The organism is Streptomyces sp. NPDC052036 (genome assembly GCF_040680495.1).
GTDB lineage: Bacteria > Actinomycetota > Actinomycetes > Streptomycetales > Streptomycetaceae > Streptomyces.
Genome location: NZ_JBFAWW010000023.1, coordinates 54,176 through 67,390, shown reverse-complemented (window position 1 = coordinate 67,390; position 13,215 = coordinate 54,176). Strand labels below are relative to the sequence as shown.

The 13,215-nt window shown below is 71.1% G+C and carries 15 protein-coding genes; 9 read left to right on the top strand and 6 right to left on the bottom strand.

Translation table 11 applies throughout. The annotated features are described in order from the left end of the window. The first annotated feature begins 18 nt into the window (after positions 1–18). The 3 genes from AB0L95_RS27775 to AB0L95_RS27765 all read left to right on the top strand — a co-directional run bounded on the left by AB0L95_RS27775 (position 19) and on the right by AB0L95_RS27765 (position 2,709). On the top strand, positions 19–1,509 hold the full coding sequence (locus AB0L95_RS27775) for an SDR family NAD(P)-dependent oxidoreductase (protein WP_365165832.1): 1,491 nt from the start codon (positions 19–21) through the stop codon (positions 1,507–1,509). Positions 1,510–1,604: 95 nt separating this feature from the next. Further along, on the top strand, positions 1,605–1,838 hold the full coding sequence (locus AB0L95_RS27770) for a hypothetical protein (protein WP_365165830.1): 234 nt from the start codon (positions 1,605–1,607) through the stop codon (positions 1,836–1,838). 133 nt (positions 1,839–1,971) lie between these two features. Further along, positions 1,972–2,709: a nucleotidyltransferase domain-containing protein gene (locus AB0L95_RS27765; RefSeq protein ID WP_365165828.1), complete on the top strand. Its 738-nt coding sequence runs from the start codon at positions 1,972–1,974 to the stop codon at positions 2,707–2,709. Between the two features lie 8 nt (positions 2,710–2,717). On the opposite strand, the gene AB0L95_RS27760 is transcribed toward AB0L95_RS27765, so the two are convergent. Together AB0L95_RS27760 and AB0L95_RS27755 are read right to left on the bottom strand one after the other, a co-directional pair. Further along, positions 2,718–3,965 carry a glycosyltransferase 87 family protein gene (locus AB0L95_RS27760; protein WP_365165826.1) on the bottom strand — a complete coding sequence of 416 codons (1,248 nt, stop codon included), beginning with the start codon at positions 3,963–3,965 and terminating at the stop codon, positions 2,718–2,720. Between the two features lie 135 nt (positions 3,966–4,100). Continuing rightward, positions 4,101–4,661, bottom strand: a complete 561-nt coding sequence (locus tag AB0L95_RS27755; RefSeq protein ID WP_365165824.1) for an HD domain-containing protein — start codon at positions 4,659–4,661, stop codon at positions 4,101–4,103. Positions 4,662–5,141: 480 nt separating this feature from the next. Between AB0L95_RS27755 and AB0L95_RS27750 the strand changes: the two genes are divergently transcribed. Both AB0L95_RS27750 and AB0L95_RS27745 read left to right on the top strand, forming a co-directional pair. Further along, positions 5,142–5,318, top strand: coding sequence for a hypothetical protein (locus tag AB0L95_RS27750; protein WP_365165822.1), 177 nt, complete (start codon positions 5,142–5,144; stop codon positions 5,316–5,318). Between the two features lie 53 nt (positions 5,319–5,371). Then, positions 5,372–5,854 (top strand): GNAT family N-acetyltransferase, encoded by a 483-nt coding sequence (locus AB0L95_RS27745; protein WP_365165819.1) that lies wholly within the window; start codon positions 5,372–5,374, stop codon positions 5,852–5,854. A gap of 78 nt (positions 5,855–5,932) precedes the next feature. Here AB0L95_RS27745 and AB0L95_RS27740 read toward each other — a convergent pair whose 3' ends face one another. Both AB0L95_RS27740 and AB0L95_RS27735 read right to left on the bottom strand, forming a co-directional pair. Continuing rightward, the gene (locus tag AB0L95_RS27740) at positions 5,933–6,292 is read right to left on the bottom strand and encodes a TraR/DksA family transcriptional regulator (RefSeq protein ID WP_365165818.1); all 360 of its coding nucleotides are present in this window, start codon (positions 6,290–6,292) and stop codon (positions 5,933–5,935) included. Positions 6,293–6,333: 41 nt separating this feature from the next. Next, complete coding sequence (locus tag AB0L95_RS27735; RefSeq protein WP_365165816.1) at positions 6,334–6,528, bottom strand: hypothetical protein; 195 nt, start codon at positions 6,526–6,528, stop codon at positions 6,334–6,336. A gap of 233 nt (positions 6,529–6,761) precedes the next feature. On the opposite strand from AB0L95_RS27735, the gene AB0L95_RS27730 reads away from it, so the two are divergent. After that, the gene (locus AB0L95_RS27730; protein ID WP_365165917.1) at positions 6,762–7,181 is read left to right on the top strand and encodes a CBS domain-containing protein; all 420 of its coding nucleotides are present in this window, start codon (positions 6,762–6,764) and stop codon (positions 7,179–7,181) included. A gap of 36 nt (positions 7,182–7,217) precedes the next feature. Here the strand turns inward: AB0L95_RS27730 and AB0L95_RS27725 are convergent, their stop codons facing one another. Together AB0L95_RS27725 and AB0L95_RS27720 are read right to left on the bottom strand one after the other, a co-directional pair. Continuing rightward, positions 7,218–8,570: an amidase family protein gene (locus tag AB0L95_RS27725; protein ID WP_365165813.1), complete on the bottom strand. Its 1,353-nt coding sequence runs from the start codon at positions 8,568–8,570 to the stop codon at positions 7,218–7,220. Positions 8,571–8,821: 251 nt separating this feature from the next. After that, a complete protein-coding gene (locus AB0L95_RS27720) occupies positions 8,822–9,868 on the bottom strand; it encodes a LacI family DNA-binding transcriptional regulator (protein ID WP_365165810.1) in 1,047 nt (348 codons plus the stop codon). Positions 9,869–10,098: 230 nt separating this feature from the next. On the opposite strand from AB0L95_RS27720, the gene AB0L95_RS27715 reads away from it, so the two are divergent. Genes AB0L95_RS27715 through AB0L95_RS27705 form a run of 3 tightly spaced genes read left to right on the top strand, consistent with a single transcriptional unit; the run spans position 10,099 to position 13,193 of the window. Next, positions 10,099–11,391 carry a sugar ABC transporter substrate-binding protein gene (locus AB0L95_RS27715; RefSeq protein ID WP_365165807.1) on the top strand — a complete coding sequence of 431 codons (1,293 nt, stop codon included), beginning with the start codon at positions 10,099–10,101 and terminating at the stop codon, positions 11,389–11,391. Between the two features lie 6 nt (positions 11,392–11,397). Continuing rightward, positions 11,398–12,291 (top strand): sugar ABC transporter permease, encoded by an 894-nt coding sequence (locus AB0L95_RS27710; RefSeq protein ID WP_365165805.1) that lies wholly within the window; start codon positions 11,398–11,400, stop codon positions 12,289–12,291. Further along, positions 12,288–13,193 (top strand): carbohydrate ABC transporter permease, encoded by a 906-nt coding sequence (locus AB0L95_RS27705; RefSeq protein WP_365165803.1) that lies wholly within the window; start codon positions 12,288–12,290, stop codon positions 13,191–13,193. Before AB0L95_RS27710 ends, AB0L95_RS27705 begins: the two co-directional genes overlap by 4 nt. Positions 13,194–13,215: the final 22 nt, after the last annotated feature.

The window sequence follows — 13,215 nt, the reverse complement described above, 5'->3', positions numbered from 1 at the left end:
GCGAGGAACGGCAGCGCGATGACGGTGACAGAGGACGGCCTGACGGGCGTCGGCTCGGCAGCCACGGACGAGCTGCCGTACGGACCGGGCATCGATCCGGAGCGCCTGGCCGTCTGCCTCAGCGTCCTGGAGGAGCTCGACGACATCGACGTCGACCACCCCGACGCGATCAAGGTACGCCGGGCCACCTCGCACATCTACCGCACGGTCAAGCAGCGCCGCCGCCAGGAGCGCCGGGCCGCCAAAACCGCTCACGACAAGGCGGTCACCGAGGCGACGGCGACCGGCTCCGCACAGCGCATCGACGACGAGACCGAGGGCGTCCTGCCGTCCTCGGTCACCGATGCCGGCCAGATCGCGGGGATACTCCAGCGCCCGCGCTCCTGCTACGTCTGCAAGAGCCGCTATGTCGAGGTCGACTACTTCTACCACCAGCTCTGCCCGGACTGCGCCGACGAGAACCGCGCCCGCCGTGACGCCCGCACCGACCTCACGGGCAAGCGGGCCCTGCTCACCGGCGGCCGCGCCAAGATCGGCATGTACATCGCGCTGCGGCTGCTGCGGGACGGTGCCCACACCACCATCACCACCCGCTTCCCGAGCGACGCGATCCGCCGCTTCAAGGCCCAGCCCGACAGCGACGAGTGGATCCACCGGCTGAAGATCGTCGGGATCGATCTGCGTGACCCGGCCCAGGTGGTGGCGCTCGCCGACTCGGTGGCCGCCGAGGGCCCCCTCGACATCCTGATCAACAACGCCGCCCAGACCGTGCGCCGTTCCCCGCAGGCGTACAGCGAACTGGTCGCCGCCGAGTCGGCACCGCTGCCCGCGGGCGAACTGCCGGCGGCCGAGGTCATCGGCGTCTTCGGCTCCGGCGCCGTGACCGCGCTGCCCGTGGCCGGCGGCGGCGCCCTGACCGCGCAGGACGTCACCAACCTGGCACTGGTCTCCGGCTCGGCCTCCCTGGAGCGGATCGCGGCCGGCACGGCCATCGACGCGGGCGGCCTCGTCCCCGATCTCCACGACACCAACAGCTGGGTGCAGACCGTCGACGAGGTCACGCCGATCGAGCTGCTGGAGGTCCAGCTCGCCAACTCCACGGCGCCCTTCATCCTCATCAGCCACCTGCGCCCGGCGATGGCGGCCTCGTCGGCCCGGCGCACGTACGTCGTGAACGTCTCGGCGATGGAGGGCGTCTTCAGCCGCGGGTACAAGGGCGCGGGGCACCCGCACACCAACATGGCCAAGGCCGCCCTCAACATGCTCACCCGCACCAGCGCCCAGGAGATGTTCGAAAAGGACCGCATCCTGATGACCGCGGTCGACACCGGCTGGATCACCGACGAGCGCCCGCACCCGGACAAGGTGCGGCTGGCGGACGCCGGGTTCCACGCTCCGCTTGATCTCGTGGACGGCGCCGCCCGGGTATACGATCCGATTGTGCGCGGCGAGCAGGGCGAGGACCTGTACGGCGTCTTCATGAAGGACTACGCGCCCGGCAAGTGGTGACCGGGTCGCGACCCGGCAGGCGGTGATGATCCGCCTCAGGCGCGTAGGCCGGCGGCGGACGGGAACTCGCTCTGGTGAGACCGCTAGGAGTTCGCATGTCCATTCCACACGAGATCGACCCGCGTGCCCACGGCGATCCCCGCAACCGGTACGTGACCGACGAGCAGTTCTACCGTTCCGACCGCCCGGCGGACAGCACCCTGCCGGAGGACCGGCCACGCGGCGGCCGGCCGCCGACCCCGTTGAAGCACCGCGGAACATGGGGCACGGTCGCGCTGGTCGCCTGCATCATCCTGTTGATCGCCGCCGGGATCGCGTTGTTCCCGTGAGCGGTCGAACGACGCCGTTCCCCTCGTGAACGGCGTGCGCCCCGGAGGCGGAGGACTCCGGGGCGCACGCCGCCTGAGCAGACGTACGAAAAACCGTTGGCCGGGACCCCGCGCCGCTGGTTAGCGTCCCGCCATGACCGTGCGCCATGTCCTTCTCTCCGGCATCGTCGGCTCGACCGCCTACGGGCTCGCCCACGCGGGCTCCGACGTGGACCGGCTGGGCCTGTTCGCGGCGCCCACCGAGCAGTTGCACGGTCTGCACCGGCCGAAGGAGTCCCATGTCACCACGGCCCCGGACCGCACCCTGCACGAGGCCGCCAAGTGGTGCAGGCTCGCCCTCGGCGGCAACCCGACCGCCATGGAACTGGTCTGGCTGCCCGCCGAGCTGTACGAGGTGCGCACGCCGCTGGGCGAGGAGCTGATCGGCATCCGCACCTCGTTCCTGTGCGCGAAGCGGGTCCGTGACGCCTATCTCGGGTACGCGACGCAGCAGTTCAGGCGCCTCGAAGCCCGCAGCAGGGGTTCCCTCCCGGCGGACCAGCGCGCACGTACCGCCAAACACGCCCGCCACCTCAAGCGGCTGTGCCACCAGGGCCTGGAGCTGTACACGACCGGGCAGCTCACGATACGCGTCGAGAACCCGGAGGAGTACCGCGACTTCGGCGAGCGGGTGGCAGCGGACCCGTCGGTCGCGCTGCCTGTGCTGCGGTTCTACGAGAGCGCCTTCGACGAGACGCCCACCGTGCTGCCGGCACAGCCCGACGAGGCACCGGCCGAGGCATGGCTGCGCCGCGTCCGGGACCACTTCTACGAGGCCGGGACCACGGTCGCCACGGGCCGTCCCGGGGGCGTGCCCGGACAGCGGCACTGACGGTTGCCCTACACCCGGGCGGGGGAGAGGTGCGCGGGCATGCGCCCGGGAGCCTCTTCCCGGCTCGCGGCGACGGCGAGCAAGGACAGCACCGCACAGACGGCATAGGCCGCGCCGGGCCAGGCCAGCAGCGCCGGATACGGGCGCGGGTGCGGCAGCCGGTCCTCCGCACGGATCAGCAGCGGGATGAGGCGGCCGACCGTGGCGAGGGCCCAGGCGGCCAGCGTGACCCGGTGGAGCATCCGCCGCCGGCCCGGTCCGTGCGCCAGCCACATCATCGTCGGCAGACACCAGACCCAGTGATGGCTCCAGGAGATGGGGGACACCAGCAGCCCGTACAACTCGGTGGCGACGAGGACGCCCAGCAGGTCATGGCGCCGCACGGCGCTCCACAGGGCACCGGCCGCCACCACCGTGACCAGCACCAGGCCCGTCCACCAGGCCACGGAGGCGAGGGCGTCGGGGCCGAGCAGCCGGTCGAGCGCTCCGCGCAGGGACTGGTTGCGCACCGACCAGGCGGGGCCGATGCGCTGAGTGTCCGTCACCAGCCCGAACCAGTAACGTGCCGACTCCCGGGGGGCGATCAGCCAGGCCAGGGCCGTGGCCCCGACACCGGCGGTCCAGGCCCAGGCCGCGGCCCGCCACTGCCGGGTCGCCAGCAGATACAGCCCCCCGAAGGCCGGGGTCAGTTTGACCGCGGCCGCGAGGCCGAGGGCCGCTCCCCGGGCCGCCGGCGTGAGCGGCGCCGCGAACGCCGCCAGGACCACCGCGCACAGCAGCAGATTCACCTGGCCCTGGTCCAGGGTGTGGCGCACCGGTTCCAGCCACAGGCCGGCGGCGGTCCAGAGCAGGACACGGGACCGAGCGGGCCGGTCGCGGCCGGCGCACAGCAACCGGGCCGCGCAGCCGGCGACCACCGCCAGGGCCGCCACGGAGGCCGCCTGCCACAGGGCGACCACGACCGTCCAGGGCAGTCGTGCGAGCGGCAGGAACGCCAGGGCCGCGAACGGCGGATAGGTGAACGGCAGAACGGGGATCGGCGGCGCGGTGTGCAGCTGGAAGTCGTAGAGGCCGCCGGTGAGGACCAGCGGGGACGCCTCGCGGTAGACGCGCAGATCCAGGGGGGTGGGAGGGGAGACGACGACGGCCAGCAGATGAAGGGCCAGGGAGGCGGCCAGACACCACCCGGCATGCCGGGTCAGCCACGTGCCGATGACCCGTCCCCGGCCCGGAGCGGTTGCGTGTCGGCGGCGCATCCCGCTGAGTGTGACACGGCGGGACGGCCGCCCGGGCGATTGCTCCGACCGACAGCACGTCGTACGTGACGCGCTGTACAGTGCGCGTCGCACGTCGCGCGTGATGCCCCGATGTGCGTCTCGGCCGCGGTGGCCTCAGTCCACGGCCCCCAGCCGGGCATGCCCGGCCGCCACCAGTTCGAGCACCGTCCGCCAGTCCTCCAGCACCCCGGCGTCCAGGCCCCGCACCTTGGCCGCCTCGTCCGCCTGACGCAGGGTGAGGGCGTCGTCGGCCAGCGGATCGCGGACGAACGCGGCCGCCTCCTGGGGCGTCATCGGTTCGCCCCGCCGGGCCGGGAGCGACGCGCTCCTGGCGGACGGACCGTGTGCCGGAGAGACCGCGGCCAGGTAACGCTCCGCGACGGCGTGCAGGCGTACGAGACGGGAGACCCGCTCACCGAGCAGCGGCCGTACCGCGTCGGCCGCCCGGTCCGCGTGTCCGCTGTTGTCGTCCGGTCGTAGCAGCAGCCCGATGTCGTGGACCAAGCCGGCTACCTGGAGTTCCTTGTCCGCGGGGCGACTTCGGCGCAGCAGGGCGGCGGTCTGCAGGGCGTGTTCGTGCACATCGACCGGCTCGCTGTCACGGTCCGCCGCGCGCCGCGCGCCTCGGCAGGCGTGCAGCAGGTCCATCAGCTCCTCGACGCTGCGCAGCTCCATGCGTCAGTCCTCCCGCGAGAAAAGCCGTTGCCGACGGTCAGCAGATCATGGCGAGCTTGCGACTCAGCCAACGGGATCTGAACTGAGCACCGTACGCGCCGGGGCGGGCACCGGCCGTGCCGGTGAGCAGTTCGAGAACTGTACCGAACGGGTGACCGCGAAACGGATGCCTGATGTCAAAACGGTTAATAATCTGACCGGATGGGAGGCGGACGACCCAAGATGGTTACCTGGTTGTTTCAGCCCCATCGAGCGGGGGCCCGCTCATTTGGTTAACCTGGACGGTACGGACAGCCTTTGGGTCCACCCGACCCACGGTCCGTCCCGGGACAAGTCGGTCACCACGGCCTGCTCTCGTACGAGTTGCCGACGCCACCGCGTCCGACCTGTTTTCGACTCAGACCCGAGCGGACGTCGTGGGTGCAGCGGCAGACTGGACCGGTACGTCCTGAGGGTTACCCGACACAAAAGGAGTGCGCGGTGACACCGGAGAAGACGAATCGCGATCAGCGCCCCAAGGAGCACGGGGAGCGCGGGGGCCGCCGGACGGAGCAGAAGCTCGGCAGCCTCGAGGTGTGGGCCAGGTCCGCTCCCATCCGGCTGGCGGGGTACGAGGAGGACCTCGCCGAGCCCCACATCCTGCCAAGTGTCGACTGACCTCACAGCACCGTCATGATCGCTGACGGCATGGGCGTGCCAGACTCGCGCCCATGCTGATCAGAGAAGCCGCGGCCGACGACTGGCCGCGCATCTGGCCCTTCTGGCATCGGATCGTCGCCGCCGCCGAGACGTACACCTGGGACCCGGACACCCTCGAGGACGCGGCCCGCGCCCTGTGGATGGGGCCGGGCAAGCGTGTGTACGTCGCCGAGGACGACGCCGGTGCGATCGTCGGCTCCGCCTATGTCACGCCGAACTACGGCGGCCCCGCGGCACGCATCGCGAACGCGGCCTTCATGGTCGATCCGGACTGCGCGGGACGCGGTATCGGCCGGGCTCTCGCCGACCACATCCTGGCCGTGGCGAGGGCCCAGGGGTACTGCGGCATGGTCTTCAACGCGGTGGTCGAGACCAATCCCGCGGTCAAGCTCTGGATGTCGCTCGGCTTCACCGTCCTGGGCACCGTTCCGGGCGCCTTCGAGCACCCCCGCCACGGTACGGTCGGGCTCCATGTCATGTACCGGGCGCTCTGACATCCGTCACCGGAGAGCGCTTCGCACCCGGCACGGCGGACGTCGAGGAACGCTTCACCCGACTGGCCGAATGGTCGCTCAGGTGCCGGCTCCCGCCAGGGCGCACTCGATGCACACCTCCGTGTGCGGCACCGCCAGCAGTCGGTCCCGGCTGATGCGGCCGCCGCACACCACGCACTGCCCGTAGCCGGGGGTTCCCACCTTCGGCAAGGCGGCGAGGACCCGGTCCAACAGGCTCCGGGCGCGATCCGCGTCCGCGCGCAGGGCCTCCACCGCGATCACCTTGGCGCCCATGTCGGCCGCGTCGAGATCACAGTCGGCGTGGAGGCTGGGCATCTTCGACTCGGTCGCCGACAACTCTTCGCGCAGGAGGTCCGCCTCCTCGGCGAGCCGGGCGGTGATCTCCCGCAGGTCGTCGGCCGACAATTTCGTGGGCATGGATGCTCCAACTCCGTAGGGTCGGTCGGACGACGGTGCGCTCAGGGCTTGAGGAGGGTCCTGACCAGCCCGTCCTCCTTGGCCCGGAACGTCGCACAGGCCTTGGGGGCGTCGTCGAGCGCGGCTTCGACCTCCGTCTCCGTCTGCATGGCGAGTACCTGGGCGAGGCCGTACGCGAGGGCGTCGGAGAGGCAGGCGCGACGGTCGTCCGGCGGCCCCTCGGTGAGTGCTCGCATGCCCATTCCTCCGGTCGCATGGGTTCGGCCAGGGCTCCCGAGTCCCCTGAGGTGAACGTCCGACACTTCGGTCCTCCGCGGCGGGCGTCCGATCCCTCGGCGGTTCCGCGCGTGCGGACCGGCGAGGAGCGGACGGGGGAATTGTCCGGAACATGTGCAGCGTCCGGTTCGTGGGGTACTCGGCGCCTGAAGCGGCGGTGAGCGGCACCGCTGCCCCGGAGAAGGGACCGGCGATGGCCCGGCACGTACGCGACATCATGACCGTGGAGCCCGTGACGGTGGAACCGGGGACCTCGGTCGGCAGGGTCGCCCAGATGATGCGTGACCAGAACATCGGCGCCGTCCTCGTCGCCGAGGGCGACGAGCTGCGCGGGCTGGTCAGCGATCGCGATCTCGTGGTGCGCGCGCTCGCGGAGGGCGCGGATCCGGCGCAGACCACGGTGGACCGCGCCTGCAGCCAGGACCTCGTGACCATCACCCCCGACGAGGACGTCCGCCGCGCTGTCCACCTGATGCGCGAGTACCACGTCCGCCGTATCCCGGTCGTCGAAGGCGGACACCCGATCGGCATCATCTCCCTGGGCGACCTGGCCATCGAACGCGACCCGGAGTCGGCGCTCGGCGACATCAGCGCCGCGAGGCCGAACGCCTAGACGACCGATCCCGAGCAAACGTTTGTCGCGGACGTCTCAGTCCAAAGGCGCCGTACGCTGCCACGGCCGTAGTGCCTCCAGCTGACCCGCCACCTCCAGCAGTGCCGTCTCCGAGCCCGGCCGGCCGACCAGTTGGACCGCGCAGGGCGCGCCGTTCGGGAGCGCGCCGAAGGGGACCGACACGGCCGGCCATCCGGTGAGGTTCCATGGCGGGGTCATGGGGGAGTAGTTCGTGTTCGCCAACAGATTGCGCAGCCAGCCGCGTTGGTGCCAAGGAGCGGCGGCCGGGCCGCGGCGCGCCAGCGCGGGGGTGAGCAGGACGTCGTGTGCAGCGAAGAACGGCTCCAGGCGCACCCGCAACTGCGCACGGCGGTCGCCGGTGCGTACGCCCTGCACAAAACGCCGGCCCACCGCCGCGTGGACCCGGGTGCGCCGGGCGAGCCGTCGCGGGTCGAGGCTCTCGGCGTCCACCGCCGTACCCGCCGTCCAGTGGGCGAGGGACGTCGTGCCCAGCCACCAGGGGTAGGGCGGATCGGCGGGACGCACGGCGTGGCCCGCCCGGGTGAGCAGGTCGGCCGCCGCGCGGGCCGCGTCCGCGTAGGGCCGGCTCACCATGACACCGGGCAGCGGGCTGCGCAGCGAGAGGGCGATGCTCCGTGCCGCCGAACGCGGTTGTGGCGTTCCGGCCGTCGTGTGCCGGTCCGCGAGGACGTCGAACATCAGCCGGGCGTCCTCGACCGTCGTCGCGAGCGGGCCGTTCTCGGACATGCCGAACCAGTCGCCGTTGCCGATGCCGGCCGGGACGGTGCCATGGCCCGGCTTGAGGGTGACGAGACCGCAGTTGGCCGCCGGGATGCGCAACGAGCCCATCCCGTCGTTGCCGAGCGCGATCGGCACCATGCCGGCGGCCACTGCCGCCGCGCTGCCGCCCGAGGAGCCGCCCGCCGTACGGGAGGTGTCCCACGGATTGCGGGCCGTCCCGTGCACCCCCTCTGTGGTGCCGAACACGCACAGTTCCGGCACGTTCGTCAGACCCACCACGACCGCTCCCGCGGCGCGCAGCCGGGCCACCGTGACATGGTCGTGCTCGGCGGGGGTGTCCGGGGTCGCAGCCGACCCGTTGCGGGTGGACTCGCCGCGCACGGCCAGATTGTCCTTGACGGCCACCGGCACACCGGCCAGCGGGAGTTCGGCCAGATCGGGACGGTCCGCGAGCGCCTCGGCCTCGGCGAGCGCGGCGTCCGCGCGCAGGAGGCGGAAGGCGCCGACGCGGCCGTCGAGCCGCTTGATCCGCGCGAGGTGCTCGGCCACCACCTCGTGCGGCGTGGCCCGCTTCTCGCGTACGGCGGCGGCGATCTCGGCGGCGGTCCGGCCGGCCCAGCTGCTCACGGGCGCTCCCTGTCGGTGATCGGCGTGATGAAGACGTGGATGTACTGGCGAGTACGAGCAGCACTGTGCACGGTCGGCGGTCCCACGTCGAGGGTCTGACGATTTCCAGTCACCGGGTGTCACGGAGGTCACGCCCACCCCGGACGGCGCGCCATCGCGTCGTCGACTTCCGTGCGGGAGCGCCGAGTTCGGCGGGACCGGCCGAGGCAGGTCGGCCGCCCGTGCTCAACCGCCCGCGCCGCCCCCCGTGCTCAACCGCCCCGCGCCGCCCCCGTGCTCTCCCGTTCGATCAGCCGCGGCACCGGCACCTGCACCGTGCGCGTCGGGCCGCCGTCCAGCAGCGCGGTCAGCTCCTGCGCCGCCGTACGGCCGAACTCCACCGTGTCGCGGGAGAGCGCGGACAACCACGGTCTGACCATGCGGCACAGCGCCGAGTCCTCCCAGGCCACCACCGAGACGTCCGCCGGCACCGAGAAACCCAGCTCCGTGGCGGCGGCGACGCCGGCGACGGCCATCACGTCGTTGTCGTAGACCAGGGCCGTGGGGGCGGTGTCCTGTGCCAGCACACGGCGGGTGACGGCCGCGCCCTGCGCGTCGGAGTAGTCCGTGGTCACCGACCGCACCTCGGTCAGCCCGCGTCGCTCGGCTTCGGCGCGCAGCGTCCGGACGCGGCGCTCGGTGTGCGCGAGGTCCGGCAGGCCCGCGATGTGCGCGATCCGACGGTGGCCGAGGGCGTACAACTGGTCGACGACCGCGGCCATCGCGCCCGCGTCGTCGGCCCAGACCGTGGACAGCCCGGGACGACGTGCCTCCGGCACCCCGCCGATGATGACGGCGGGCAGGCCCAGTTCGTCCAGCAGGCCGGGGCGCGGATCGTCCGTGCGGGGGTCGACGACCAGCACGCCGTCCACCCGGTGCTCGGCCCACCAGCGACGGTAGGCCGCGCACTCGGCGTCCACGTCCTCCACCACCTGGAACAGCAGCCCGAGATGACGCTCCGCCAGCACCTCCTGGACGCCGGAGATCAGCTGGAGGAAGAACGAGTCGACGCCCAGGGTGTCCGCCGGGCGCGCCACCACCAGGCCGACGGTGGCCGCCCCCTCGCCCGACAGCTGACGCGCCGCCGTGCTCGGCCGCCAGCCCAACTGCTCCGCGACCCGCCGTACCCGCTCCCGGGTGACCTCAGAGACACCGGGCCGTCCGTTCAGCGCGAAGGAGACGGCGCTCTCGGAGACCCCGGCGCGCCGGGCGATGTCCTTCATCGTCGGGCGGCGTGCGGGGGACCGCTTGGCGGGCACGGTGCTCCCCCCTTTCTCGACGTACTGACTAATGCGCTTGAGTGCCAGAACCCTAAAGCGCATTAGTCGATCGTGACAAGGTCCGGTCCGGTTCCTGGGGTTGCACCTCTGACCTGTACTAATGAAGGCTGAGTTTCTTTAGCTCGGCGAATCCGTTGACTTTTCCCGAACACGCCGGGCATGGTCGCTGGCGCAACCCGCCGCCGACGCCGCAAGGGAGCCGTGTCATCGTGCGTACACCCCGCAGAACACTCGCCGCCGCCGTTGTCGCCGCCGTCGTCCTGCCACTGAGCGCCTGCGGTTCCTCGGGCGGCAGCGGCGGCTCGACAGACGCCTCCGGCAAGGTCGAGGGCGACATCACCTTCCAGACCTGGAACCTGCGCGCCAACTTCAAGCCGTACTTCGACGGCCTGGTCGCCGGCTTCGAGAAGAAGTACCCGGGCGCGCATGTGAGGTGGATCGACCAGCCCGCCGAGGGCTACGCCGACAAGATCAGCGCGGACGCGGCGGGCGGCACCCTGCCCGACGTCGTCAATGTCTCGCCGGACCTGGTCGCCCCGCTCGCCAAGGCCGGCCTCGCCCTGGACCTCGACAAGGCCGCCGCGAAGTACAAGCCGGAGTATCTGGACGGCGCCTGGGCCAGCCACCGCATACCGGGGATGACGGGCACCTACGCCTTCCCCTGGTATCTGAACACCGGTCCGCTGTTCTACAACAAGAACCTCTTCCGGCAGGCCGGACTGAACCCCGACCAGCCCCCGAGGACGTACGCCGAACTCTTCGACGACGCCCTGCAGATGGCCCGGCAGAGCAAGGGCAAGGTCGCGACCCTCGCCAACGTGCCCACCATCGAGGACTTCGGCCGCTACGGCGCCGAGCTGATGAACCAGCAGGGCACCGCCTTCGCCTTCAACGACCCGAAGGGCGTCGAACTCCTGACGAAGTACAAGGAGTTGTACGACGCCAAGGCCCTCGATCCGCAGGCCCTGACCGCCACCCCCGAGTCCACCGGCAAGAAGTTCCTCACCGAGGCGGTCGCCATGAACCCCGGCAGCGCCCTGGACCTCGGCAACTTCAAGAAGCAGGCGCCGAACCTGTACAAGAACATCGGGATCACCGACCAGATCACCAGCACCGGCCACGTCAACATGTATGTGATGGGGGTGATGGTCAACTCCCGCACCCAGCACACGGCTGCCGCCGTCGCCTTCGCGCACTATGTGACCGACGCGCAGAACCAGATGTCGTTCGCGAAGAAGGTCGCCATCTTCCCGAGCACCGCCGGCTCGCTCGACGACCCGTACTTCACCAAGGAGGACGGCACGGACGAGACCCGGGTGCGGATCGCCGCCGCCAAGTCCCTGAAGAACGCGGTGAACTACACCCCGGTCCTCTTCAGCGACCAGATGAAGACCGCACTGCGCAACGAGGTCGCCAAGGCGCTCCAGGGCAAGGAGAGCCCCAAGGCGGCCCTCGACAACGCTGTCAGCGCCTGCGACCGCCTGCTCCAGCAGCAGGGCTGAGCCGTCATGGCGACCCCCGCCGTCTCCCGGGTGCGGCGTCATCTGCCCACCACACCCTGGCTGTTCGCCGCCCCCGGACTGCTCGTCATCGGCGCCTTCATTCTCTACCCGTTCGTCTCCACCCTGGTCGGTGCGTTCACCGACCGCCGCACCCTCGTCCCGGGCCACTTCGTCGGGCTCGCCAACTTCCGCGAGCTGCTGCACGACGACATGTTCTGGATCGGGCTGCGCAACAGCGCGCTCTACGTCGTCGGGGTGGTCCCGGCGCTCGTCCTGCTGCCCCTGCTGCTCGCGCTGCTCGTGCAGAAGAACATCCCCGGCATCACGTTCTTCCGCTCCGCTTTCTACACCCCGGTCGTCGCCTCCATCGTCGTGGTCGGGCTGATCTGGGTGTGGCTGCTGGACGAACGCGGCCTGGTGAACTCCCTGCTGGAGACGGTCGGCGTCGGCCGGGTCGGCTTCCTCAGCGACCAGTGGCTGCTTCTGCTGAGCGCCATGGCCGTCACGGTCTGGAAGGGCCTCGGCTACTACATGATCATCTATCTGGCGGCGCTGGCCAATGTGCCGCGCGAGCTGCACGAGGCCGCCGCCGTCGACGGCGCGGGCGCCGTGCGCCGGTTCGTCACGGTCACCGTGCCCGCGGTGCGCTCCACCATGGTCCTGGTCGCCGCGCTCTCCTCGGTCGCCGCCTTCAAGGTGTTCTCGGAGGTGTATCTGATGGCGGGCCCGGCGGGCGGACCCGCGGGCGAGGACACCACCCTGGTCATGCTGGTCCAGCGCACCGGCACCGGCCTGACCGGCCGCGTCGGCTACGCCTCCGCGATCTCGGTCGTCGTCTTCGTCGTCACCGTGGCGCTGATGCTGCTGGTCCTGCGCGTGGACCGGAGGGAGGACGCATGAGCGTCACCGAGAAACTGCGGCCCGCCCCGGCGCCCACCGCCCCGCGGGAGCCGCGGGTCACGGACGAGGCCGGCCGCCGTGTCCCCCTCGGGGAACTCCTCCTGCGCTATGCACTGCTGCTCGTCGTACTGGCCCTGACCGTGGGCCCGTTCCTCTGGCAGCTGTCCACCTCGCTGAAGGGCCCGACCGAGGACATCTTCAGCTCACCGCCCAGCTTTCTGCCCCGGCACCCGACGCTCCACAACTACACGCGCGTCGCCGCCACCATCCCCGTGTGGGACTACGCCCTCAACTCGCTCAAGGTCGCCTGCGCCAACGTGGTGACCAACTGCGTCGGTTCGGCGCTCGCGGGCTATGCGCTCGCCCGGCTGCGCTACCGGGGCCGCGGAGTCACCACCCTGGTCTTCGTCCTGGCGATGCTGGTCCCCGTCGAGGGCATCATCATCGCCCAGTTCACCACCATGCGGGAACTCGGCCTGAACAACACGCTGATCGGCGTGGTCCTGCCGGGCAGCATCGGTGCGATGAACGTGCTGCTGATGCGCAACGCCTTCCGCAATCTGCCCTACGAGATCGAGGAGGCCGCGTTCGTCGACGGCGCGGGCGCCTGGCAGCGGTTTCTGAGGATCGCGCTGCCGTCGGTGAAGGGCACCCTCGCCGTGGTCGCGATCTTCGCCTTCATGGGCGCCTGGGACGACTTCCTGTGGCCGCTGATCGTGCTGAGCGACCCGGCCAGGTTCACCCTCACCATTGGACTCAACTATCTGCACGGCACCTTCGCCAACGACGAACGCCTCGTCGCCGCGGGAACGATCATCGCGGTGGCACCGCTCCTGCTCCTCTTCGCCTGCCTCCAGCGGTACTTCTTCCGCGGTGTCGGCGAGGGTGCGGTCAAGGGCTGAACCTCCGTACGCGACCCGCCGT

Bases quoted from the DNA above. Each gene is read 5' to 3' on its own strand.
- AB0L95_RS27775 (WP_365165832.1), top strand. From the start codon at position 19: ATGACGGTGACAGAGGACGGCCTGACGGGCGTCGGCTCGGCAGCCACG.
- AB0L95_RS27770 (WP_365165830.1), top strand. From the start codon at position 1,605: ATGTCCATTCCACACGAGATCGACCCGCGTGCCCACGGCGATCCCCGC.
- AB0L95_RS27765 (WP_365165828.1), top strand. From the start codon at position 1,972: ATGACCGTGCGCCATGTCCTTCTCTCCGGCATCGTCGGCTCGACCGCC.
- AB0L95_RS27760 (WP_365165826.1), bottom strand. From the start codon at position 3,965: ATGCGCCGCCGACACGCAACCGCTCCGGGCCGGGGACGGGTCATCGGC.
- AB0L95_RS27755 (WP_365165824.1), bottom strand. From the start codon at position 4,661: ATGGAGCTGCGCAGCGTCGAGGAGCTGATGGACCTGCTGCACGCCTGC.
- AB0L95_RS27745 (WP_365165819.1), top strand. From the start codon at position 5,372: ATGCTGATCAGAGAAGCCGCGGCCGACGACTGGCCGCGCATCTGGCCC.
- AB0L95_RS27740 (WP_365165818.1), bottom strand. From the start codon at position 6,292: ATGCCCACGAAATTGTCGGCCGACGACCTGCGGGAGATCACCGCCCGG.
- AB0L95_RS27735 (WP_365165816.1), bottom strand. From the start codon at position 6,528: ATGCGAGCACTCACCGAGGGGCCGCCGGACGACCGTCGCGCCTGCCTC.
- AB0L95_RS27730 (WP_365165917.1), top strand. From the start codon at position 6,762: ATGGCCCGGCACGTACGCGACATCATGACCGTGGAGCCCGTGACGGTG.
- AB0L95_RS27710 (WP_365165805.1), top strand. From the start codon at position 11,398: ATGGCGACCCCCGCCGTCTCCCGGGTGCGGCGTCATCTGCCCACCACA.
- AB0L95_RS27705 (WP_365165803.1), top strand. From the start codon at position 12,288: ATGAGCGTCACCGAGAAACTGCGGCCCGCCCCGGCGCCCACCGCCCCG.